General features: G+C 41.0%; 20 protein-coding genes and 1 tRNA gene. 20 read left to right on the forward strand and 1 reads right to left on the reverse strand.

Annotated elements, in window-relative coordinates; genetic code table 11:
* Window positions 1-233: 233 nt before the first annotated feature.
* The 3 genes from ccsA (at window position 234) to ACED20_RS03115 (ending at window position 4778) form a co-directional block, all read left to right on the forward strand.
* Entirely contained in the window at window positions 234-3479 is a 3246-nt protein-coding gene (ccsA, locus tag ACED20_RS03105; RefSeq protein ID WP_294241525.1) for a cytochrome c biogenesis protein, read from the forward strand.
* 182 nt (window positions 3480-3661) lie between these two features.
* Window positions 3662-4528: an SPFH domain-containing protein gene (locus ACED20_RS03110; protein ID WP_294219888.1), complete on the forward strand. Its 867-nt coding sequence runs from the start codon at window positions 3662-3664 to the stop codon at window positions 4526-4528.
* Window positions 4529-4589: 61 nt separating this feature from the next.
* Window positions 4590-4778: an Arc family DNA binding domain-containing protein gene (locus ACED20_RS03115; RefSeq protein ID WP_294199280.1), complete on the forward strand. Its 189-nt coding sequence runs from the start codon at window positions 4590-4592 to the stop codon at window positions 4776-4778.
* Between the two features lie 78 nt (window positions 4779-4856).
* Here the strand turns inward: ACED20_RS03115 and ACED20_RS03120 are convergent, their stop codons facing one another.
* Window positions 4857-5057, reverse strand: a complete 201-nt coding sequence (locus tag ACED20_RS03120; protein WP_294203540.1) for a hypothetical protein — start codon at window positions 5055-5057, stop codon at window positions 4857-4859.
* A gap of 136 nt (window positions 5058-5193) precedes the next feature.
* Here ACED20_RS03120 and ACED20_RS03125 point away from each other — a divergent pair, with 136 nt between their 5' ends.
* From ACED20_RS03125 to hisG, 17 genes are all read left to right on the forward strand, one after another.
* Window positions 5194-6744 carry an aldehyde dehydrogenase family protein gene (locus ACED20_RS03125; protein ID WP_378103445.1) on the forward strand — a complete coding sequence of 517 codons (1551 nt, stop codon included), beginning with the start codon at window positions 5194-5196 and terminating at the stop codon, window positions 6742-6744.
* A 107-nt stretch (window positions 6745-6851) separates the two neighbouring features.
* Window positions 6852-8177: an L-lysine 6-transaminase gene (gene lat, locus ACED20_RS03130; RefSeq protein ID WP_378103446.1), complete on the forward strand. Its 1326-nt coding sequence runs from the start codon at window positions 6852-6854 to the stop codon at window positions 8175-8177.
* Window positions 8178-8240: 63 nt separating this feature from the next.
* Window positions 8241-8471, forward strand: a complete 231-nt coding sequence (locus ACED20_RS03135; RefSeq protein WP_294203536.1) for a DUF2007 domain-containing protein — start codon at window positions 8241-8243, stop codon at window positions 8469-8471.
* A 127-nt stretch (window positions 8472-8598) separates the two neighbouring features.
* Window positions 8599-9111, forward strand: a complete 513-nt coding sequence (locus ACED20_RS03140) for a GNAT family N-acetyltransferase (RefSeq protein ID WP_294203535.1) — start codon at window positions 8599-8601, stop codon at window positions 9109-9111.
* Between the two features lie 119 nt (window positions 9112-9230).
* A complete protein-coding gene (locus ACED20_RS03145) occupies window positions 9231-9683 on the forward strand; it encodes a transcriptional regulator (protein WP_294203533.1) in 453 nt (150 codons plus the stop codon).
* A 1-nt stretch (window position 9684) separates the two neighbouring features.
* Window positions 9685-10872, forward strand: coding sequence for an efflux RND transporter periplasmic adaptor subunit (locus ACED20_RS03150; RefSeq protein WP_294263103.1), 1188 nt, complete (start codon window positions 9685-9687; stop codon window positions 10870-10872).
* Window positions 10873-10875: 3 nt separating this feature from the next.
* Window positions 10876-14022, forward strand: coding sequence for an efflux RND transporter permease subunit (locus tag ACED20_RS03155; RefSeq protein WP_294233090.1), 3147 nt, complete (start codon window positions 10876-10878; stop codon window positions 14020-14022).
* A 73-nt stretch (window positions 14023-14095) separates the two neighbouring features.
* Window positions 14096-15511 (forward strand): efflux transporter outer membrane subunit, encoded by a 1416-nt coding sequence (locus ACED20_RS03160; protein ID WP_294225640.1) that lies wholly within the window; start codon window positions 14096-14098, stop codon window positions 15509-15511.
* Between the two features lie 196 nt (window positions 15512-15707).
* Window positions 15708-15781, forward strand: a tRNA-Ala gene (locus tag ACED20_RS03165).
* A gap of 37 nt (window positions 15782-15818) precedes the next feature.
* Window positions 15819-16196: a hypothetical protein gene (locus ACED20_RS03170; protein ID WP_294203525.1), complete on the forward strand. Its 378-nt coding sequence runs from the start codon at window positions 15819-15821 to the stop codon at window positions 16194-16196.
* 163 nt (window positions 16197-16359) lie between these two features.
* Window positions 16360-16932, forward strand: coding sequence for a C40 family peptidase (locus tag ACED20_RS03175; protein WP_294312881.1), 573 nt, complete (start codon window positions 16360-16362; stop codon window positions 16930-16932).
* 304 nt (window positions 16933-17236) lie between these two features.
* Window positions 17237-18049, forward strand: a complete 813-nt coding sequence (locus ACED20_RS03180) for a 2,3,4,5-tetrahydropyridine-2,6-dicarboxylate N-succinyltransferase (RefSeq protein WP_294203522.1) — start codon at window positions 17237-17239, stop codon at window positions 18047-18049.
* A gap of 30 nt (window positions 18050-18079) precedes the next feature.
* A complete protein-coding gene (locus ACED20_RS03185) occupies window positions 18080-19246 on the forward strand; it encodes a glycosyltransferase family 87 protein (RefSeq protein ID WP_295212277.1) in 1167 nt (388 codons plus the stop codon).
* Between the two features lie 4 nt (window positions 19247-19250).
* Complete coding sequence (locus ACED20_RS03190; protein WP_294308599.1) at window positions 19251-20180, forward strand: glycosyltransferase family 2 protein; 930 nt, start codon at window positions 19251-19253, stop codon at window positions 20178-20180.
* On the forward strand, window positions 20181-20957 hold the full coding sequence (locus ACED20_RS03195; protein ID WP_378103449.1) for a polysaccharide deacetylase family protein: 777 nt from the start codon (window positions 20181-20183) through the stop codon (window positions 20955-20957).
* On the forward strand, window positions 20954-22048 hold the full coding sequence (locus ACED20_RS03200; protein ID WP_295220081.1) for a glycosyltransferase family 1 protein: 1095 nt from the start codon (window positions 20954-20956) through the stop codon (window positions 22046-22048). The genes ACED20_RS03195 and ACED20_RS03200 overlap by 4 nt, the downstream gene beginning before the upstream one ends.
* A 253-nt stretch (window positions 22049-22301) precedes the next feature.
* Entirely contained in the window at window positions 22302-23159 is an 858-nt protein-coding gene (gene hisG, locus ACED20_RS03205; RefSeq protein ID WP_378103451.1) for an ATP phosphoribosyltransferase, read from the forward strand.

Consider the following 23159-nt stretch of genomic DNA (forward strand, 5'->3'; position numbering starts at 1 on the left):
ATTAAAAATATTTAAAATAAAATGAATTAAGCACAAATGTGTGATCAAAATTTTTTTATGGGAAAAAAGAAGAAAAATAATTCCACTTGAAGTCTTTGGATTTTCGGCAATAATGTATGGGTTATTAAGAATGATTCAAAATAACGTTTCGTGCTTTCAAAGTGATAAAAAACAGCTTTTTTTAACGGCTTTATGGTTTATCATCCTTATTTTTGCATGTCAAGTATATACATATGAAGAAGATCCAGGATATTTTGATCTCAACCAGAACAATGGCAGTGCTGCTATTGGGGTATGCATTCGCGATGGCCTATGCAACGTTCTTAGAAAACGATTACGGAACCCCCACAGCCAAAGCATTAATCTACGAAGCATGGTGGTTTGAATTAATCATGCTCCTTTTAATCCTTAATTTTATCGGCAATATCGGAAGATACAGGCTTTGGAAAAGGGACAAATGGCCGGTGCTGGTGTTCCACCTTGCTTTTGTACTGATCTTTATCGGCGGTGCCATTACCCGCTACATCAGTTTTGAAGGCATGATGCACATCAGGGAAGGTGAAACGACCAATGAAATCGTAACCGATAAGAATTTCCTTAAGATCCAGATCGAAGAAAAAGGAGATGTTCTCAATTACCAGGATATTCCTTACCTGATGTCCCCGCTTCACAAAAATCTTGAAGCTACTTATGATTTCCGTGGAAAACAGGTAAAAGTAGTGGCCAAAGAGTATGTTCAGCGAAAAAAAGACAGCCTTGTGGCCAATCCGAATGGATCGGAATATTTACATTTAGTATCTACCGGGCAAACGGGAAGACAGAATATTTTCATCAAACCGGGTGAAACCAAATCCGTCAACGGAACGCTCGTTACCTTCAACAGGGCGATCGACGGTGCGGTGGAATTTAAAAATGAAGGCGGACAACTGTTTATCAAGACGCCGGTTGATGCCAATTATATGACCATGGCCACGCAGGCTACCGGAACAACCAAAAAAGATGAATTCCAGCCTTTGGCCCTGAGAAGTTTATATTCCATCAACGAATTGAAATTGGTGGTTCCCGAAGGTTTAAGAAAAGGGAAATTAATATCCATTGAAGGCGACCGTAAAAAGGACCAGAATGTTCCGGATATGCTGACGGTAGAACTTCAGGGGCCGAAAACAAAGCAATTGGTCGATCTTTCCGTAGAAAAAGGAAATCCCAATGCCTATAAGCAGGTAACCATGGACGGACTAAACATCATGATCGGTTTCGGGCCGAAGGTGTACAATACGCCATTCTCTTTAAAGCTGGATGACTTCGTGATGGAAACTTACCCGGGAAGTTCTTCTCCGAGCGCTTATGAAAGCCACATTAAAATTATCGATGAAGGAAAACAGACCCCTTTCAAAATCTATATGAACCATGTATTGAACCACAAAGGATACCGTTTCTTCCAGTCGAGTTTCGATCCGGACCGAATGGGAACCGTACTTTCCGTAAACCACGATTTCTGGGGAACGCTGATCTCTTACATCGGATACACTTTTTTATTCGGAGGAATGTTCTTTATGTTCTTCTGGAAAGGAACCCACTTCTGGAAACTGAATAAAATGCTGAAAGATGTCAATAAAAAGAAAGCGGCAACCGTACTTTTACTGCTGTTAAGCTTTGGCCTGAATGCCCAGAAAATTGAAACGCATGGGACTACCGACGGAAGCAGGGAGCATATGCATGTAGAAGGTGAAAACCACAACCATGCTCCGGCACCTGAAACCGCTCAGCCACAAGGGCCGAAGCCGTTTACGAAAATGAAGGTGGTAACGGCAGACGAAATCATTGCCAGAAATAAAATCAGTACTGAGCATGCCGATAAATTCGGATATCTGTTGGTACAGAATTTTGAAGGTCGTATCGTGCCGATCAATACCGAAGCCTTGGATGTTTTAAGAAAGCTTTATAAAAAAGACGAGTTTAAAGGAACAGACGGAAAATCTCTAACAGCAAACCAATGGTTTTTATCAGTGAATATCGACACACCGAGCTGGACGATGGTTCCGATGATCAAAGTAGGAACGAAGGGGGGTGATGAATTAAAGAACAAAACAAAAGCAGATGAAGACGGGTATACTTCCCTGATGAATCTGTTCCCGGCAGATGCCAACGGAAATCTAAAATATATTCTTGAAAGCGATTATAATACGGCATTCCGTAAAAAACCGGCCGAGCAGACCAATTATGACAAAGAAGTTATTGCCGTAAACGAGAGGGTGCAGATCTTCAACGAATTTTTTAGCGGTCAGTTTATGCGAATTGTCCCGGTAAAGAATGATGCCAACCACACCTGGCATTCGTGGCTGGACCAGAAAATGGAACCGGACATGGAATCCCAGCAGGTAATGGGTCCTTATTTCGCTGAAGTACTGAAAGCACAGCAAACCGGTAACTGGAGCAAAGCCGATGCAGAACTGGCAAAGCTTTCGGTATATCAGCAGAAATGGGGCAAAGCGGTCGTTCCTGCAAAATCGAAAGTGGATCTTGAAGTCTTCATGAATAAACTGAACATCAACTTCAAACTCTTGATTTTCTACACCCTGATCGGAGGATTATTGCTGATCTTAGGCTTCGTAGAACTATTCAAGCCGAATAAAATTTTAAATAAGGCGATCAAAGCAATCATCGTAATAGGCATTATCGGATACGCTTTCCATTTCCTGGGATTGGTAGCCAGATGGTATATTTCGGGGCACGCACCCTGGAGTAACGGATATGAAGCGATCATTTTCATCTCATGGGTGGGGATTACGGCCGGGCTTTTACTGTATAGAAATTCCAATGCTTTAATTCCGGCAGCCGGATTTATGGTAGCGGTTATTATGATGGGATTTGCCCATGGAGGCTCCGCGCTGGACCCTCAGATTACGCCGCTGGTTCCGGTATTGAAATCTTACTGGCTGATCGTTCACGTAGCGATTATCACCTCCAGCTACGGATTCTTCGCCTTGTCAATGATCATTGCGGTCATCAGCCTGATCTTCTATATTATTTCACAAAAAGAAACATATAAGATACATCACGACACCACATTGAAGGAACTGGCTATCGTTTCGGAAATGTCTTTAACCATCGGTCTGTTTGCCTTAACAGTAGGAAATTTCCTAGGAGGAATCTGGGCTAACGAATCTTGGGGAAGATACTGGAGCTGGGACCCGAAAGAAACGTGGGCTTTCATTTCCATCATGGTCTATGCTTTTGTTCTGCACATGAGACTGGTTCCGGGATTACGAAGCAGATGGGCATTCCACGTAGCGACGATGTTTGCATTCTGTTCGATGGTAATGACCTATTTTGGGGTAAATTATTACCTCAGCGGGCTTCACTCATATGCAGCAGGTGATCCGGTTCCGGTTCCGGCGTGGGTGTACATCGGACTTGGAACGATGCTGGCTTTAGCCATTGCCTCTTATGTAAAGTTCAGAATTTTGACAAAGAAATAAAATTTGATCTCTTATAAATGAAATCCCGGAAGTTGTTGCTTCCGGGATTTTTATTTGTTTTATAACTTTTAGTCTGTCATTAAATTTAAGATTTGTTAAATATTAAAATTCATACTTGGAATTTCAATAATTAGATATATCTTTATGATATTAAAATAATATCAAATTTAAAAATCAATATCATGGAAAAAATCTTAAAACCGATGTCCGGATACCTAACTTTGGTGATCTGTCTCGGATTGTTTGTGGCTTCAATTTATTTTTTTGCGATGGGAGTCGATAGCAGTATTACTCTTGTAGTGCTGGGCTTTTTAACCTTTATTCTTTTCTGCTTTTTCCTGAAAGGACTGATGATCATCCAGCCGAACCACTCACGGGTGTTAAATTTTTTTGGAAAATATGTAGGAACCGTAAAGGATAACGGACTGTTCTTCATCAATCCCCTGTATTCATCCCAAAGGATCAGTTTGCGCTCGGAAAACCTTCAGGGACAAACCTTAAAGGTAAACGACAAAATGGGAAATCCTATCGAAATTGCCGTTGTCATTGTCTGGAAAGTGGGAGATACTTATAAAGCGGCTTTTGATGTAGAACGCTATTCGGATTTTGTCAAAATGCAGAGTGAAGCAGCAGTACGTCATCTGGCCATGAGCTTTCCGTATGACAACCTGGAAGATGACCATGCTCCGATTACGTTAAGGGAAGGTGGAGATAAGATTAATGCCATCCTCGAAGAAGAACTCACAGAAAGACTTTCAAAAGCCGGGATTGTCATTCAGGAAGCGAGGATTTCACATCTTGCCTATGCATCGGAAATTGCCGGTGCCATGCTTCAGCGTCAGCAGGCAACAGCCATTGTAGCCGCAAGGACTAAAATTGTAGAAGGCGCCGTGGGAATGGTGGATTTAGCCCTAAGAAAGCTTTCCGAAGAAAATATTGTAGAACTGGATGATGAAAGAAAAGCAGCGATGGTAAGCAATTTAATGGTTGTGCTGTGCGGTGAAAAAGCAGCCACTCCGATCCTGAATGCCGGAACACTCTACAATTAATACAAATAACACGTAAACATAGAAGGTCAGCTTTACGTAGCATTAGAAAAGAATCAATAAAATGAAATCTGAAAAAGCCCAGAATACTTCCCCAGGCAAAGGCAAAAAATCCTTTGTTCTCCGGATCGATGAGTCTACCTATAAGCTTCTGGAGAAATGGGCGAACGATGAATTCCGCAGCGTTAATGGGCAGATTGAGTATTTGCTGCATCAAAAGCTGATGGAATCGGGAAGGAAAAAGAAAGAATGATTTTTAAGTCCAATTAACAATTATAATAAAAAAAGCTGAGAAAAATCTCAGCTTTTTTTCATATTTTATTTCAATCAATTAATCAAATATTCCTGTAAAGTAGCCTGCAATAATGCTCCATGCATTTTTCCCCAGGAAGTAGATCAGCGTGGACGTGATGATCCCCTTCACCGTAAAAAATATAATGCCGCCAATCCCGAATTTTTTCAGCAGGCTTTTCCAGCGGGACGGTTTTTTTTCCTCTGCAGCAGATTCGTTTTTAATCCTGTTATTTTCCATTTCTGAAATTCAAATGATTGCCTTACAAAGATAAGTATGTTTATAATTAGTCCAAATAAAAAACATGTTAAAAAATTAAAATTTTGCGGTTCGCATAATATTTTTATCTTTAGAGGAAACGAAAAGTAAAATTTTTATGTCTAAAAAAGTAAAGGATTTTGGGATTGAAAAAACGCTCAAAAATCTGGGAATTAAAGATGAGAATAAGGGAACTTCAACAGGCGGAAAATACTTTGCATCAGGGAAAACCTTAGAAAGTTACTCTCCGGTGGACGGCAACCTGATTGCAAAAGTGAAAACTTCCGGAGCATCGGATTACGATAAGGTAATCGAAACGGCGGAGAAGGCTTTTAAAGAATTCAGGCTTATTCCAGCCCCTAAAAGAGGGGAAATCGTAAGGCAGCTCGGCCAGAAACTAAGACAATACAAAGACGATCTGGGGAAACTTGTTTCGTATGAAATGGGTAAATCCTTACAGGAAGGTTTGGGTGAAGTTCAGGAAATGATCGACATCTGTGATTTTGCCGTTGGGGTTTCAAGACAGCTTCACGGGTATACCATGCATTCTGAAAGACCCGGACACAGAATGTATGAGCAGTATCATCCTTTGGGAATCGTAGGGATTATTACTGCGTTCAACTTCCCGGTAGCCGTATGGTCCTGGAATACAGCGCTGGCATGGATCTGCGGAAATGTAACGATCTGGAAGCCTTCGGAAAAAACACCGCTTTGTGCTGTTGCGTGCCAGAATATTATTAATGAAGTATTAAAAGAAAATAACCTTCCGGAAGGAATTTCAAGTGTGCTGGTGGCAGATCACGAGATCGGACAGCGTCTGGTGGACGATAAAAGAATCGCACTCGTTTCCTTCACGGGATCTACAAGAGTCGGAAGAATGGTCTCCGCGAATGTGGCACAGAGATTCGGAAAATCTATCCTTGAACTGGGCGGAAACAACGCGATCATTATTTCCAAAGATGCCGATATCGATATGTCAATCATCGGAGCGGTTTTCGGAGCAGTAGGAACGGCAGGGCAGAGATGTACCTCAACGAGAAGGCTGATCATTCACGAAAGCGTATACGATGAAGTAAAAAACAGGCTGGTAAAAGCTTACGGACAGTTAAAAATAGGAAATCCTCTGGACGAGGCCAATCATGTCGGGCCGCTGATTGATAAAGATGCGGTAAATATGTATCAGGAAGCCATTAAAAAAGGAAAAAAAGAAGGAGCGAAATTTATCGTGGAAGGAGAAGTCCTGAAAGGAAAAGGCTATGAATCCGGCTGCTACGTAAAGCCATGTATTGCTGAAGTGAAAAATTCTTATGAAATCGTTCAGCATGAGACCTTTGCTCCTATTTTATATTTAATTAAATACAGTACGCTCGACGAGGCCATTTCCATCCAGAATGATGTTCCGCAGGGATTATCGTCTGCGATTATGACCCAGAACCTTAGAGAGGCGGAGTTATTCCTTTCCCATGCAGGTTCGGACTGCGGAATTGCCAATGTGAATATCGGAACATCAGGCGCAGAAATCGGCGGTGCTTTCGGCGGTGAAAAAGAAACCGGCGGCGGCAGGGAATCGGGATCGGATGTCTGGAAATATTATATGAGAAGACAGACGAATACCATCAATTATACCGCCAGCCTGCCATTGGCACAAGGCATTAAGTTTGACCTTTAAAAAACTAATATAGAAACCGGGATGCAAAAAACCGCACGATCTGCGTTATGATATAAATCCCGATTTCTGATTATTAAATTCTAATCAACCCTAAGATTTTATTTAATATGCAAACAACTATTGATATACAAACAAACAAAGTAAAGGAAACCGTAGGCAGGCACGTGCTGGCAGACGGATTCGATTTCGTGATGGATATTGAAAAATCCCACGGCTCATGGCTTTACGATAAACTTACAAACCGCGAATACCTGGATATGTTTTCGATGTTTGCTTCAGCATCCGTCGGGTACAATCATCCTTATCTTCTTGAAAAATCGGCATGGCTAGGAAAAATGGCGGTGAATAAGCCGACCCTGGCTGATGTATATTCCGAAGAATATGCTCAGTTCCTGGAAGTTTTTGAAAGAGTTGCTATTCCTCAGGAACTGCAGTATGCTTTCTTCATTGAAGGGGGTGCGCTTGCCGTTGAAAATGCAATGAAAGCCTGTTTCGACTGGAAAACAAGAAAAAATTTCGAGAAAGGTCTTGATCTGGAAGCAGGAATTTGTATCCACTTCAGACAGGCATTCCACGGAAGAAGCGGCTATACCTTAAGCCTTACCAATACAGCCGACCCGAGAAAATACCAGTATTTCCCGATGTTCAACTGGCCAAGAATCCTGAATCCTAAACTTACTTTCCCGATCACCGAAGAGAATCTGGAGGAAACCATAAAAAATGAGAGGCTGGCTTTATTGAATATTGAAGAGGCTATTCTGATGAACCCTAATAAGGTAGCATGCATCATCATCGAACCGATCCAGGCGGAAGGCGGTGACAACCATTTCCGGGACGAATTCCTGATGGGATTGCGCAAAATCTGCGACCAGCACGAAATCCTTCTGATCTTTGACGAAGTACAGACCGGTATCGGAATTACGGGAAAAATGTGGGCATTCGAACATTTTACGGCAAAGCCCGACATTATTTCTTTCGGTAAAAAAACACAGGTTTGCGGAATCCTGGCCAATAAAGAAAAATTCGATGAAGTTCCCAATAATGTGTTCAGGGAAAGCTCCAGGATCAATTCCACGTTCGGAGGAAATTTTATTGATATGCTCCGTTTCCAGCTGGTGATGGAAGTGATCGAAAAAGAAAAACTGGTGGAAAATGCAAGAGTGGTGGGTGAATTCCTGTTGGAAGGCCTTCAGAATTTACAGCAAAAATATCCTGAAAAACTGTCCAATGCCAGAGGAAGAGGCCTGATGTGTGCCATTGACCTTTCCACTTCTGAGCAGAGAAATCATTTACGGGATGAACTCTGGAACGACGGAATGATTATTCTGTCCTGCGGAGAACAGTCGCTGCGTTTCCGACCGCACTTAAACGTCACAAAAGAGGAAATTCAGCTGGCGCTGGATAAAATTGAAAATAATATTAATAAAATTTAAATTCCGAAATTTGTAATTTTCAAAAAAACGTTATATATTTAGATACTCAAACGAAAACGTATTATGGAAAGAAGTACAAGAGTATCAGTTTTTGAAAGTGACAAACCTGCAGAGATTCAGTTAATTAAGTCTAAACTGGATGATGCACAAATAAGAAATTCAGTAGAAAACAATTACCTTACTTTTACAACAACGCCTACGGCAACCTCTTTGAAAGTAATGGTGAAACTGGAAGATGAAAAGAAAGCCTTCGACGTTATTGACGCTTATCTCCAGCAAAATGAAAATCAATAAAAACAATTTCATAATTTTAAATTTTACTACTTCGAACCGAAAATTAATTTTAATTAGTTTTCGGTTTTTTACTTTTAACAGGGTTTATTAACTGAACCCAATTTTATATATAATTAAATTCTCAGCAATGAATTCAGAAATCAGATTAAGAAAAGCACAAATTGATGAAAAAGAAAAGATCTGGAACATTCTGCAGCAGGCCATCGAAAGACGGAGACAGGATGGCAGCTCCCAATGGCAGCAGGGATATCCCAATGCAGATACGGTAGAAAGCGATATTTCAAAGGGTTTTGGATATGTACTGACTGTAAATGATGAGATTGCCGTCTATGCAGCACTGATTCTGAATGACGAGCCTGCTTACAGTACTATTGAAGGTGCCTGGCTGAGTAACGGCGAATTTGTTGTCGTACACCGCGTAGCCGTGGATGCAAAATTTGCAGGGAAGGGAATGGTAAAGATACTTTTCGACCATATCGAAGAATTCACCTGTTCGCATGGCATACGAAGTGTTAAAGTAGATACGAACTTTGACAATACGGCAATGCTCAGAATCCTGGAAAGCAAAGGGTACAGTTACTGCGGGGAGGTATTCCTGGCCGGTGGTGTGCGTAAAGCATTCGAGAAGATTATTATTTAATTGAAAAGTTAAGTCTATAATCATTGAATTTTTAAAACACTGTACATTCATAAACTCTATCATATTTGTTCGTTTAGTTCAGAACTAATTTTTTACTTTTGTGTCAAAATTTATATACCATGCATAAGAGTATAGAAATTGATGATAAAATTTTTCAGGATGCCATAAAGTTTTATGGGTCCGTTTTCAGTTTACCACCCTTAGCATCAAAGATTTATGCATATCTTCTTTTCGATTATGACAAAGTGGGCATTACTTTTGATGAGTTTGTGGAAGTTTTTTCTGCAAGCAAAAGTTCGGTTTCTACCAGCATTTCCCTTTTGCTGAATTCGGAACTTATCACGGATCATAACAGGATGGATGAGCGGAAACGGTATTTTTTCATCAATGATGGCTACAAGAAGATAAGATTTGAAAAAATAGTTCAAAAATTGAAAGACGAATTGAAACTGCTGGATGATTTAGATCGTTTTAAGAAAAATCATAATAATTACAATGAAAAAACCGAGGCTTATAAAGCACTGTTGACCAAAAATATAATACAAATTCAGGAATCTCTTAATAAACTATAAAATGAATAATAAGCTACTTATACTTTCTGCTGCAGCCCTTTCTCTGGTGGCCTGCAAAAAAGAAGCTCCTAAGCAGGACGGCCCGAAACCATATCCTGTGGTAAATGTGGAGACCAAAAATGTCACCGGCTACCAAACATTTCCGGCTACCATTCAAGGGAGGGTGAACAATGACGTACGGGCTAAAATACAGGGATATATCACCCAGGTCCTGGTAGATGAAGGGCAGTATGTCACCAAAGGGCAACCGCTTTTCCGGTTGGAAACCAATATTCTGAACGAAACGGCAGCTGCTTCCAAAGCGGGAATCAACGCAGCAGAATCCAACATTGCAGCGGCACAGGCAGCTGTATCGGCCGCTAATGTTGAAGTAAACAAACTCAGACCCCTGGTTCAGAAAAATATTATCAGCAACGTACAATTACAGACTGCACAGGCAAATCTTGCACAGGCGCAGGCACAACTTAAGCAGGCGCAGGCATCCAAAAGCCAGGCAGTGGCCAATTATAAAGGTGTAGAAGCCAATATCGAATATTCAGTGATCAGGGCGCCGATTTCAGGAGTAATTGGAAAACTTCCCCTGAAGGTCGGAAGTCTAGTGGGACCAAGCGATCAGACCCCTCTGACGACCATTTCCGATACTTCCGAAATCTACGCGTATTTTTCAATGAATGAAAAAGAATATTTCAATTTCCTTGAGAAATCTCCAGGCGCGAACATATCTGAAAAAATTAAAAATCTTCCTATGGTCGAATTGCAGCTGGCCAACGGCAGCCTTTATCCTGAAAAAGGAAGAATCCAAGCCATTACCGGACAGATCGACCCTACGACGGGAACCATCCAGTTCAGAGTTGCTTTCAGCAATGCACAGAAGCTTTTAAGCAATGGTAACAGTGGAACCATAAGATTCCCTCAACATTACGACAACGTACTCGTAGTTCCGGAAAGTGCAACATACGAACAACAGGGAATCGTTTATGTATATAAAGTAGACAAAAGCGATACGGCAAGAAATGTTGTCATCAATGTGATCGACAGAATCGACAATATGGCTTTAATTAAGTCCGGAGTCAATAAAGGCGAAACTGTAATTGCAGCAGGAATCGGAGGATTGAAGCCCGGAACTGCCGTTAAAAAGCAGCCTGTGAAAATGGATAGTCTCGTTCAATCAATAAAACCGAAATTCTAAAAAATGATTAAAAATTTTATAAACAGACCGGTTTTATCTACGGTAATCTCAATTCTCATCGTGATTCTCGGGGTATTGGGACTTATCGCCCTGCCGGTTACACAATATCCGGACATTGCGCCCCCCACAGTAAGTGTCACGGCAAATTACACTGGGGCAAATGCCGAAACAGTCATGAAAAGTGTGGTGGTTCCCTTAGAAGAACAGATCAACGGGGTGGAAGGGATGGATTACATTACTTCCAGTGCGGGAAATGACGGTTCAGCCAACATTCAGGTATTCTTCAAACAGGGGATTGATCCTGATATAGCAGCGGTAAACGTTCAGAACCGTGTAACCAGAGCTACCCCATTATTACCGAGTGAAGTAACCCGTTCCGGGGTGGTAACGCAGAAACAGCAGACCAGTGCTTTGATGTACATGTCTTTCTATTCTGAAAATAAGGACCTTGATGACGTTTATCTTCAGAACTTCCTGAATATCAATGTTATTCCGAGCTTAAAAAGGATCAATGGAGTAGGTGATGCCAACGTTTTCGGTGGAAAAAACTATTCCATGAGGGTATGGCTTGATCCTGCAAAGATGGCTGCCTACGGAATAACCCCCACAGATGTTACCAATGCGATCAACGAGCAGAGTAGAGAAGCAGCAGCCGGTTCTATCGGACAGAACAGCGGGAGCTCTTTCGAATACATTATTAAATATGTAGGAAAATTTAATGATAAGGAACAATACGATAATATTATCATCAAGTCTCTGGGTGACGGACAAAATCTAATGCTGAAAGATGTTGCCAAAGTAGAACTTGCAGGACAGTCTTATACAGGTATCGGGGAAAACGGAAACAATCCGGCAATCAGTATGGGGATTTTCCAGACGCCAGGTTCAAATGCCCAGGAAATTATTAAAAATATTAAAGCCTATCTGAAATCAGCGGAGGGAAGTTTTCCCGAAGGGATTAAGTACACCTTCAACTTCGATACGAACGAATTCCTTGAAGCGTCTATCGACAAAGTAGTTCATACTCTCATCGAAGCTTTTATCCTGGTATTTATCGTGGTATATATCTTCCTTCAGGACTTCAGATCTACACTCATCCCTGCTATTGCAGTTCCGGTTTCGATCGTAGGAGCGTTTTTCTTCCTGAATTTATTCGGATATTCATTAAACCTTTTAACCCTTTTTGCTTTGGTTTTGGCGATCGGTATTGTAGTGGATGATGCCATTGTCGTCGTCGAGGCCGTTCACGCCAAGATGGAACACGGAATTTCCGATGCAAAAAAGGCGACGGTAGAAGCGATGGACGAGATTACCGGAGCGATCATCTCAATTACTCTCGTAATGGCATCCGTATTTATCCCGGTAACCTTTATTACTGGTCCTACAGGGGTCTTCTACCAGCAGTTCGGGATCACGCTGATTGTGGCGATCATTATTTCTGCGATTAATGCTTTGACATTAAGTCCGGTTTTGTGCTCATTGTTCTTAAAACCTCACGATGCTCATCATGCAGAATATAAAAATTTAAATTTCATTCAGAAGTTTTTCTATAAGTTCAATATTGCTTTCAAAACGACAACAGACCGTTACGGAAGAGGATTTGTATTCTTGCTAAGGCATAAATGGGTTACCCTGATCATATTCGCGATTACAGGTGGAATTTTATATTGGGCAAGTACTACTATGAAAAAAGGATTCGTTCCTACGGAAGACAGAGGGATTATCTTTACCGATGTTCAGCTTCCTCCGGGAGCCTCAATGGAGAGAACGTACAACGCTCTTAAAACACTTCAGGCTAAAGCGATGAAGGTTCCGGGAGTGCAAAATGTAACGATATCCACCGGCAGAGGATTCCTCTCAGGAAACGGAAGTAACAACGGTCTTGCATTCATTAAGCTAAAGCCATTTGACGAAAGAAAAAAAGACGGTCAGACCTCAGAAGATATTACCAAGAGTTTATTTGGGATATCGGGAGCGGTTCCTGATGCAAAAGTAGTATTCTTCCAGCCGCCGAGTGTACCCGGTTTTGGTAGCAGCGCCGGTTTCGAGATGGTTCTTTTAGATAAATCGGGTGGTGAATATGCGGACCTTGACAATAAGACGAATGAATTCATCGGAAAGCTGATGCAAAGACCGGAAATTGAGTTTGCACAGACTTCATTCAATACAAAATATCCGCAGTACGAAATGCAGATCAATGTCCCGTTGGCAAAGCAGCTTGGTGTTTCGGTAAGTGACATCCTTTCTACCATGCAGGGATATATCGGAGGGATCTATACGGCTGACTTTACCAAATACGGAAAGCAGTTCCGGGTAATGGTTCAGGCCCTTCCTGAAAACAGACAAAATATTGACAATCTGAATGAACTGTATGTGAAAACGGGTTCAGGCGTAATGTCTCCGATCTCACAGTTTGTAAGTCTGAAAAAAGCATATGGTCCACAGTCGGTAAGCCGTTATAACTTATTTACTTCGGTGAAGATCACGGGAGCCAACTCAGCAGGATTCAGTTCCGGAGATGCGATTACGGCCGTACAGCAGGTAGCCAAAGAAACATTAAACCAAAACTATGATGTCGAATTTACCGGACTGACCAGAGAAGAATTAAATTCCGGGTCTCAGACCATTCTGATTTTTGCTTTAAGTCTTATTTTTGTTTACTTTATTCTATCCGCACAGTATGAAAGTTACATCCTCCCTCTGATCGTTGTGATTTCACTTCCTCTTGGGGTAATGGGAGCTTATTTCGGACAAAAAATCATGGGACTGGAAAACAATATTTACTTCCAGATTGCACTCATCATGCTGGTTGGATTACTGGCGAAAAATGCGATTTTGATTGTTGAGTTTGCTGTTCAGAGAAGGCACCACGGTGAAACCATCGTCATGTCTGCCATTAATGCAGCAAAAGCAAGATTGCGACCGATCCTGATGACTTCATTTGCTTTCATATTCGGTCTCTTGCCGTTGGTGCTGGCAAGCGGAATCGGCGCAGTGGGTAACCGTTCCATTGCGACGGGAGCAGCCATCGGATTGCTGATCGGTACGATTCTGGGGCTTTTTGTGATTCCTGTTTTATATGTTATTTTCGAATACCTCCAGGAAAAAGTGAAACCTATCAAAGAAAAAGAAATCAATTTAGCAGAATAAATTAAGTCAGCTTAGGGTTTGTAAGGGACAAAAACCAAACGGAATCCTGAGCTTTAAACCTTACATTCAAATAATGAAGAGTATTTTAAATAGTATAAAAGGAATCACATTTTCAGTTGCCGTTCTTGTAGCCGCATCATCGTGTATGGCAAGAAAAGAATATCACCGGCCGGACAATGTGGTTGACGAAAAGCTGTATCGCACGGATATGCTTCCCGCTGACAGTACCAATCTCGCGAATGTATCCTGGAAAGAAATTTTTACAGATCCGATATTGCAGGGACACATTACCAAAGCACTGGAAAATAACCTGGATATCCGGATGGCTCTGCAGAATATATATTCGGCAGAGGCTTACTTGAAACAGACGAAATCAGCCTATCAGCCTACGTTATCAGTTGGCCCGAATTATACCTTTCAGACCCAGTCGATCAATACCCAGTTCGGGCAGATCCTCGGGGAAAGACGGTACGTCAACCAGTTTGATATTACAGCAAATATCGGATGGGAAGTGGATCTCTGGGGTAAACTAAAATCACAGGAAAAGGCACAGCTGGCCACCTATCTGGGAACTGTGGAAGCGCATAAAGCGGTAAAAAGCGATCTGATCGCCTCTGTTGCATCTTCTTACTATCAATTGCTGACATATGATACTCAGAAGAGGGTCATCGAGGAAACCATTAAACTAAGAGAGCAGAATCTTGAAACCACAAGAGCTTTAAAAACAGCAGGAACCTTAACGGAAGTAGCGGTTCAGCAGAGTGAAGCTTTGGTATATAACGCAAAATCTTTACTGATAGACGTTGAAACGCAGATTCAGCTGCTGGAAAACACCATGAGCCTGTTGTTGGGAGAACCTTCCCGCGCTATTGAACGCTCGACACTGGAAAGCCAGAACATGCCTGTGAATCTGAAATTAGGATATCCGGCACAACTGCTCGCCAACAGGCCCGATGTAAAAAGAGCCGAGTATAACCTGATCAATACCTTTGAATTGACGAATTCTGCTAAAGCCCAGTTTTACCCGACATTAAAACTTACAGGAAGTGGAGGAATACAGTCGGTGGACATCGATCATCTTTTCAGTGTAAATTCACTGTTTGCCAATGTGGTGTCCGGATTGGCCCAGCCGATCCTTAACAGAAGAACAATCAGGACCAATTATGAAGTAAGCCTGATCAATCAGGAAAATGCTTACCTGAATTTCAGGAAAACGATCCTCAATGCAGGAAAGGAAGTTTCTGATGCAATCCGTGTCTATTCGGTGCAGGATTCTTACATCGACCTTAAACGGAAAGAGCTTGATTCTTATAAGAAATCTGTAAATTACTCTCAGGAACTGGTAAATTACGGGATGGCCAATTACCTTGAAGTACTGAACGCAAGTGTTAACGCGCTGAATGCAGAATTAAATATCGCTAATGCGGAATACAATAAAATGAGGGCCGGCGTTGAGCTTTATCAGGCTCTCGGAGGCGGTTGGAAATAATTTCCGATACCTTACAAACAAAAAACACATGCAAAAACTGCATGTGTTTTTTGTTTAACTTAAAGAAATTTATAGAAAAGTAAAAAATAAATACGTGATTATCAGCTATTATTAAATTAAATGCAATAAAAAGTTTGTATATGTGAATTAAATACTTACTTTTGTACCGCTCAGAAACAGAGACCAAAGTAAAAATGGGGGATTAGCTCATCTGGCTAGAGCGTTAGACTGGCAGTCTAAAGGTGACGGGTTCGATCCCCGTATCCTCCACTACATTTGTCAAAGGATAAAAACGACTATAAAAACTATGAAGAAAATATTTTTACTTTTTTTGACAGCTTTTTTATTCATTGGCTGCAGCAAAGATGACGATACGATCTACGATTTCATCGGAACCTGGGCCGGGACATATGAAGGAACTGAAAAAGGAAACTGGAACATCGTCGTAGCAACCGACGGAAAAGTGACAGGAACCATGCATTCAGATCAGACGACCGAAAACTATTATATTTCAGGATATCTTAGCGAGTCTGGCGAATTAAATGCGACCATCGGTTCTCCGGACGACGGAAGTTTCAAAGGAACGCTGACAAGAGAAGACAAAAAAGCCAGTGGTACATGGACTAACGCTGTTCCGGCAACGGTAAGATCCGGAACATGGAAAGGCGCTAAAACGTCAAAGTAAAAAGATTTTCACAAAAAAATACAGGCTGTCCGTTTCGGATGGTCTTTTTTGTTTTTAATTTTAAACCATTTTTCATTTCATAAGTATAATCTGATTTCTGAAAATCTGCTCCCACAAAAACATAATTTCCTTATATTTGTTAGCAGTGTAAAATTAAAGGAATATGAAGGAAAGAACCTTTTGCAGCAATTCACAGATCCGAAATTTAGTGATCATGTCCGCATTCTCCCTTTTTGTACTCTCGTGCGGAAGTTCAAAAAATGTTTCATCCAAAAAAGTCACTGCCAATAAAAGTGTTGCAAAAGCTGAAAGTCTTCGTAAACTGGATTCGCGTTTCGACGGCAAAGTTTCCAAATCGATTTCCGAACTCCTTAAAGATGCTGAAAAATATCTCGGTGCGCCCTATAAGTTCGGGGGAAGTACTTCTTCAGGATTTGATTGCTCCGGGTTTGCCGTAAAGGTTTTTGAAGAAAACAGCTATAAGCTTCCAAGAAGATCGGCAGACCAGGCTGAAACCGGAAGTGCAATTGACATCAGAGAAGTAAGGCCCGGAGATCTTTTATTTTTTGCCACGGCGGGAGGAACAAAGGTTTCCCATGTGGGGATTGTTCATGATATTGGAAATGATGGAGAAGTGAGATTTATTCATGCTTCCACCAGCAAAGGCGTTATCATTTCATCTTTAAACGAAAGCTACTGGAACAAAGCCTATCTGCATGCTAAAAGGGTACTGTAAGCAGGAAGAGTTAGGTGAAAAGTAAAAGGAGCCAAGTGAATGCAGTTTGCAACATTGATAAGAATGAAGATTTATTCAGCGGATTTCTTAAAGCGAAGTTCAGCTTAACTAAATCTTAGTGGTTGTAATTAAAAGCATAACAAACAATTCTTTTTGATAACCGCGGTCTCCCTGTTATATCCATTGATGAAAGTAACTTCCAACTTCCAGCCTGTCAACACTTCATCACTCTTAATCTTAAGCTGAGCCTTCATCTTCGCCTAAACTTTTGTATCTTTGGCGCGAATAATTTTAAAAGAGAAACATGTCGTTACAACAAACTATTGAAAATATCTGGGACAACAGAGACCTATTGCAGAATGAAGACAGCCAGAAGGCGATCAGAGAAGTAATTTCACTGGTTGATAAAGGAGAGCTACGTACCGCTGAGCCCACGGAAAACGGATGGCAGGTCAACGAATGGGTGAAGAAGGCCGTCGTAATGTATTTCCCGATCCAGAAAATGGAAACCATTGAAGTAGGCCCGTTTGAATTTCATGATAAAATGCCTTTGAAGAGAAACTACGCTGAGAAGGGAGTTAGGGTTGTACCGCACGCTGTGGCAAGAGAAGGCGCATATATTGCTCCTGGCGTAATTATGATGCCATCTTACGTAAACATCGGTGCTTATGTAGATTCAGGGACGATGGTGGATACCTGGGCAACCGTGGGTAGCTGTGCACAGATCGGTAAAAATGTTCACTTAAGCGGTGGCGTTGGTATCGGTGGTGTCTTGGAACCGCTTCAGGCTGCTCCAGTGATTATCGAAGACGACTGTTTCGTAGGTTCAAGATGTATCGTAGTAGAGGGAGTACATGTAGAAAGAGAGGCGGTTTTGGGCGCGAATGTAGTGTTGACGGCATCTACAAAAATTATTGACGTGACAGGCGATACTCCGGTAGAGATCAAAGGAAGAGTGCCGGCAAGATCGGTAGTGATTCCCGGAAGCTATACCAAAACTTTCCCTGCAGGAGAATACCAGGTTCCATGTGCATTAATTATCGGAAAAAGAAAGGAATCCACAGACAAAAAAACGTCTTTGAATGATGCGCTAAGAGAGAATAATGTTGCTGTTTAAGATGATTATTTTAAACTAAAACCTCACATCTTGAAAGAAAAATTTCTTAAAATACTTTTAAACCCCAAATATATTTTTGGGGTTTATTTGATTATCGCTGTGGTAACAGCCGTTTCCAAATACCTGAGAGGAAATTCCATCAATAATTACCTTATCTTTAAGAATGTATTTTTTAATACCATTCATGAAAGAAATCTTTATCTGCAGTATCCGGATCTTTACCAGGATTCAAACCATTACGGGATCTTTTTCAGCCTTCTGATTGCACCTTTTGCAGTAATGCCGGACTGGCTGGGAATCTGTCTCTGGAATGTTGCCAACACTTCAGTCTTCCTCTACGCCATCTATAAACTGCCTTTTTCAGATCCTAAAAAAGCCTTGTTTGCTTTATTCTGCTTGCAGGAATATATTACTTCATCGCTGTATTTTCAGTTTAATATTGCGTTGGTGGCTCTTCTTGTGCTGAGCGCCGTTTACATCTATGAGAATAAAGAAAAAAACGCTGCTGCTGCAATGATGGTAGGTTTTTTTGTCAAAATTTATGGCATTTTGGGACTTACCCAGTTTTTCTTCATTAAAAATAAAGTGAAGTATATTCTGTCTGCAGTGATCATTGCAATTCTGTTCTTCGCCATTCCGATGATGTATTCCAGCCCTGGCTTTGTTGTACAGAGCTATGCAGACTGGTTTCATTCGTTAGCAGAAAAAAACGGACAGAATCAGGGATTGACTTCCTATCAGGATATTTCGCTAATGGGGTTTGTAAGAAGGATTGTTGGTGATGCGTCGATTTCCAATCTTACATTTTTTGCCTTTGGCTTACCGGTTTTTGCCCTTCCATATATCCGCATCAGACAGTATAAGAATTATGCATTCCAGCTGATGATTATGGCTTCAACGTTGCTGTTCCTGGTACTGTTCAGTTCAAGTTCGGAATCACCTACTTATATTATAGCCGTCGTAGGAGTGATGGTCTGGTTTTTCCTTCAGAAAGAGAGAACCCCTTATACTATCGGGCTATTGGTTTTTGTCATTATTCTTACCTGCTTTTCAACTTCGGATTTATTCCCGAAATTTGTAAGAGAAAACTATATCATCAAATATTCTCTAAAAGCCGTACCTTGCATTGTAGTCTGGTTCAGGGTAATTTATGAGCTCTTGACAAAGGATTTTGAAAATGATTACAGCATAAACTGATTGCATGAAAAAAATTTCAATTGTAATTCCCGCCCATAATGAAGAGGGTAATGTTGCACTTGTTCATCAGAAGATTAAAGAAGTTTTTGATGGTTTAAGCAATTATGATTTTGAAATTATTTTTGTGAATGACGGCAGCCGGGATAATACACAGCAAAGACTCGAAGAACTTTCCGCAAAATATAAGGAAGTAAAATTCATCGAATTCTCCAGGAATTTCGGGCATCAGCCCGCTGTAAAAGCGGGAATGGATCTTGCTTACGGAAATGCCGTGATCTCCATGGATGGCGACCTTCAACATCCTCCTGAAATGATCCCGGAAATGATCCGGAAATGGGAGGAAGGATATGATATTGTGCTCACCATCCGGAAATACCCCAAGCAGATTTCTTACTTTAAAAGAAAAACATCCGATTTCTTTTACAAAATCCTGTCCAGTCTTTCCGATGTGAATTTAACCAAAGGTGGGGGCTCGGATTTCAGGCTGATGGATGCTAATGCGGTGGAAGTGATGCGAAACCTGAATGAGGACGACCTTTTCCTGCGCGGTCTTACCAGTTGGATGGGCTTTAAACAGACAGGCATTGAATTTACCGCCAACGAAAGACTTTCGGGAGAAAGCAGCTACAATATCAAAAAGATGATTACTTTTGCTTTTACCGGGATTACCGCCTTCAGTGTAAAACCTCTGTATATCGCTGCTTATCTTGGCTTCCTTTTTTCAGGATTCTCCGTATTGGGTTACGGGATCTATGTCATGTATTCATTTATTGCCAAAACGGAAATATCCGGTTGGGCTTCCCTGATCATGACCATCGTCTTTTTCGGAGGATTGCAGCTTATTATCTTGGGAATCATCGGGATCTATTTAGGAAAGATATTCAAACAGGTGAAGGACAGGCCCAATTATATCATCAAAAACAAAAACTTTTAAATGGTTTTATTAAGCTTTGACATCGAAGAATTCGATATGCCTTTAGAATACAAAGGGGAAATTCCGTTCGATCGTCAGATTTCAATTTCGCAGACCGGCCTTGAACGGATTTTAAATATTCTTAAAAAACATCAGGCAAAAGCGACGTTTTTCTCAACCGTGGTGTTTGCAGAAAATAGCAGGCATCTGATCGAAAGATTGCTGAATGAAGGCCATGAGCTGGCTTCCCATACCTGGTTTCATTCCGATTTTGAAGAAAAGCATTTGAAGGAATCGAAGGACCGCCTGGAAGAACTGTTTTCTACAAAGGTCACCGGATTACGGATGCCCAGAATGATGCCGGTAAGTAAAAATGCGGTTGAAGATGCGGGATATGCTTATAATTCATCGGTTAATCCTACCTTTCTTCCCGGCAGATACAATAACCTGAAAGTTTCGAGAACCTTTTTCAAAGAAGGAAAAGTGACGCAGATTCCGGCTTCGGTTTCTCCAATTTTCAGAATACCCCTGTTCTGGCTCAGCTTTCATAATTTTCCGCTTGGTTTGTATAAAAAAATCGCTTCAGACGCCTTTAAAAAAGACCGCTATCTCAACATCTATTTTCATCCCTGGGAATTTGCGGAGATTAAGGATGAAGCCTTTAAATTACCCGGTTTTACCGTAAAAAATTCAGGACAGGACATGGTGATGCGTTTCGATGCACTCGTTTCCTGGTTAAAAAATAACAATCATACCTTTGGCACCTTTCAGGAATTTCAAAAACAGATCGAATCATGAAGATAGCTTACGATGCCAAAAGGTTTTTCCACAATACGTCCGGGCTGGGAAATTATTCCCGGGATCTTGTGAGGATATTGTCTCAGTATTTTCCGGAAAATGAATATGTTCTTTTAAACAAAAACAAATCGGAGCGGGGCAGCGATATTCTGCAGCGTTCCAATGTCCGTTTTGTAGAGACTTCCAAGGGGAACATGTCCAGGCAGTTTAAAATGGGCAAAGACGCCCAGAAAGCAGGAGCGGATATCTTTCATGGACTGTCCGGTGAGCTCCCGCTGAAATGGGATAAAAAACCGATCAAAAAAATAGTTACCATTCACGATCTCATTTTTCTACGGTATCCTCAGTACTACTCATTTTTCGACCGTAAGATCCATCTTTGGAAATTTAAAAAAGCAGCGCAATCGGCTGATCAAATTATTGCCATTTCAGAACAGACCAAACGGGATATGATCCGGTTTTTAAAAGTTCCTGAAACAAAAGTGGAAGTCATTTATCAGGGCTGCCACAAGGCATTTAAGGAACAGCAGTCCGAAGAATTTATCAGAAGTACAAAAGAAAAATTTAATCTTCCCGAAAAATTCATCCTGAATGTCGGAACCATTGAAGAGCGCAAAAACCTGCTGAATGTGGTGAAGGCATTAAAAGATACCGGGATCCCAATCGTGGTGGTTGGTAAAAAAACAAAATATTTTAAAAAAGTAGATCGGTTCATTCAGGAAAATAAAATCGAGGCCTATTTTCTGGAAGGGGTTTCCATGGATGAGCTCGCTGTTATTTATAAACTGGCGGAGACCTTTATTTATCCGAGCCTTTTTGAAGGCTTTGGTATCCCGGTGATTGAATCTTTGTTCTCCAAAACGGTAGTCATCACCAGCAATACCAGCTGCCTTCCCGAAGCAGGCGGGCCGGATTCCGTATATGTTGATCCGGAAAATCCTCATGACATAAAGGCAAAAATTAAATTTTTATGGAATAACGAAGCCGAGCGTAAACGCCGTGCTGATAAGGGTTTTCTCTTTGTTCAGAAGTTTAATGATGAACTTATTGCAAACGAACTGATGAATCTTTATGAAAAAATTATTTCGTAAAATTCTTGCAGGTTTAAAAATAAGTCCTACATTTGTACCATAATTTTCAACAATGAAACCCAATTTTTTAACAGTACATCATTATCATCATCATCTCTGCTAAGACGGAATTGATTGATAGATTACTATGTTAAAAATCAAAATAATAAAAACCGTCTGAGTAAACAGGCGGTTTTTTTGTTTCCAAATTCTTCCCGGGCAATTTGTTTCATCAATTCCATTTGACTTACTCAGGCACAGCAAAAGTGAAATCATGAGTAAATTAAAAATAGCCATACAGAAAAGCGGAAGGCTGTACGATGAATCTCTTCAGCTGCTGAAAGACTGTGGCATCTTCATCAATAACGGAAAGGATCAGCTCAAAGTTTCCGTAGACAATTTCCCGATGGAGATCATGTATCTGCGTAATTCCGATATTCCGCAATACCTCGAAGACGGGGTTGTAGATATAGCCATTGTCGGTGAAAATCTTCTGGCTGAAAAGCAGAAAAATATTGAGGTGGTCCAGCCTTTGGGATTTTCAAAATGCAGAGTTTCTTTGGCGGTTCCGAAGGAAATCGAGACTGATGAGATCAGTTATTTTCAGGGAAAAAAAATTGCCACTTCCTATCCGAATACCCTTAAAAGCTTTTTGGATAAAAACAATATTTCCGCAGATATTCACATCATTTCAGGCTCCGTGGAAATCGCTCCTAATATTGGTCTTGCCGACGGAATCTGCGATATTGTAAGTTCAGGAAGTACCCTTTTCAAAAACGGATTAAGAGAAACCGTTACGATTCTTACTTCTGAAGCTGTTCTGGCAAAAACATTTAAACTGGATAAAGAAAAAACCGGGATTCTCGAAAAATTCCTCTTCAGAATTAAAGCTGTTCTTAAAGCAAAAAATTCAAAATATATTCTGATGAACGTTCCGAACGACAAGATTGGCGAAGTCTCCAAAGCACTTCCTGTTCTTAAAAGCCCGACTGTAATTCCTTTAGCGGAAGAAGGCTGGAGCAGTATTCATTCTGTAATTAACGAAGCGCGCTTTTGGGAAGTAATTGATGAGCTGAAAGATAAGGGAGCGCAGGATATTCTCATTATTCCAATCGATAAAATGGTGATTTGA

The sequence above is a fragment of the Chryseobacterium sp. sg2396 genome (genome assembly GCF_042610505.1).
Classification (GTDB): Bacteria; Bacteroidota; Bacteroidia; order Flavobacteriales; family Weeksellaceae; genus Chryseobacterium.

Coding starts and splice junctions, on each gene's coding strand:
- ccsA (WP_294241525.1), top strand. CDS start 234: ATGAAGAAGATCCAGGATATTTTGATCTCAACCAGAACAATGGCAGTG.
- ACED20_RS03110 (WP_294219888.1), top strand. CDS start 3,662: ATGGAAAAAATCTTAAAACCGATGTCCGGATACCTAACTTTGGTGATC.
- ACED20_RS03115 (WP_294199280.1), top strand. CDS start 4,590: ATGAAATCTGAAAAAGCCCAGAATACTTCCCCAGGCAAAGGCAAAAAA.
- ACED20_RS03120 (WP_294203540.1), bottom strand. CDS start 5,057: ATGGAAAATAACAGGATTAAAAACGAATCTGCTGCAGAGGAAAAAAAA.
- ACED20_RS03125 (WP_378103445.1), top strand. CDS start 5,194: ATGTCTAAAAAAGTAAAGGATTTTGGGATTGAAAAAACGCTCAAAAAT.
- lat (WP_378103446.1), top strand. CDS start 6,852: ATGCAAACAACTATTGATATACAAACAAACAAAGTAAAGGAAACCGTA.
- ACED20_RS03135 (WP_294203536.1), top strand. CDS start 8,241: ATGGAAAGAAGTACAAGAGTATCAGTTTTTGAAAGTGACAAACCTGCA.
- ACED20_RS03140 (WP_294203535.1), top strand. CDS start 8,599: ATGAATTCAGAAATCAGATTAAGAAAAGCACAAATTGATGAAAAAGAA.
- ACED20_RS03145 (WP_294203533.1), top strand. CDS start 9,231: ATGCATAAGAGTATAGAAATTGATGATAAAATTTTTCAGGATGCCATA.
- ACED20_RS03150 (WP_294263103.1), top strand. CDS start 9,685: ATGAATAATAAGCTACTTATACTTTCTGCTGCAGCCCTTTCTCTGGTG.
- ACED20_RS03155 (WP_294233090.1), top strand. CDS start 10,876: ATGATTAAAAATTTTATAAACAGACCGGTTTTATCTACGGTAATCTCA.
- ACED20_RS03160 (WP_294225640.1), top strand. CDS start 14,096: ATGAAGAGTATTTTAAATAGTATAAAAGGAATCACATTTTCAGTTGCC.
- ACED20_RS03170 (WP_294203525.1), top strand. CDS start 15,819: ATGAAGAAAATATTTTTACTTTTTTTGACAGCTTTTTTATTCATTGGC.
- ACED20_RS03175 (WP_294312881.1), top strand. CDS start 16,360: ATGAAGGAAAGAACCTTTTGCAGCAATTCACAGATCCGAAATTTAGTG.
- ACED20_RS03180 (WP_294203522.1), top strand. CDS start 17,237: ATGTCGTTACAACAAACTATTGAAAATATCTGGGACAACAGAGACCTA.
- ACED20_RS03190 (WP_294308599.1), top strand. CDS start 19,251: ATGAAAAAAATTTCAATTGTAATTCCCGCCCATAATGAAGAGGGTAAT.
- ACED20_RS03195 (WP_378103449.1), top strand. CDS start 20,181: ATGGTTTTATTAAGCTTTGACATCGAAGAATTCGATATGCCTTTAGAA.
- ACED20_RS03200 (WP_295220081.1), top strand. CDS start 20,954: ATGAAGATAGCTTACGATGCCAAAAGGTTTTTCCACAATACGTCCGGG.
- hisG (WP_378103451.1), top strand. CDS start 22,302: ATGAGTAAATTAAAAATAGCCATACAGAAAAGCGGAAGGCTGTACGAT.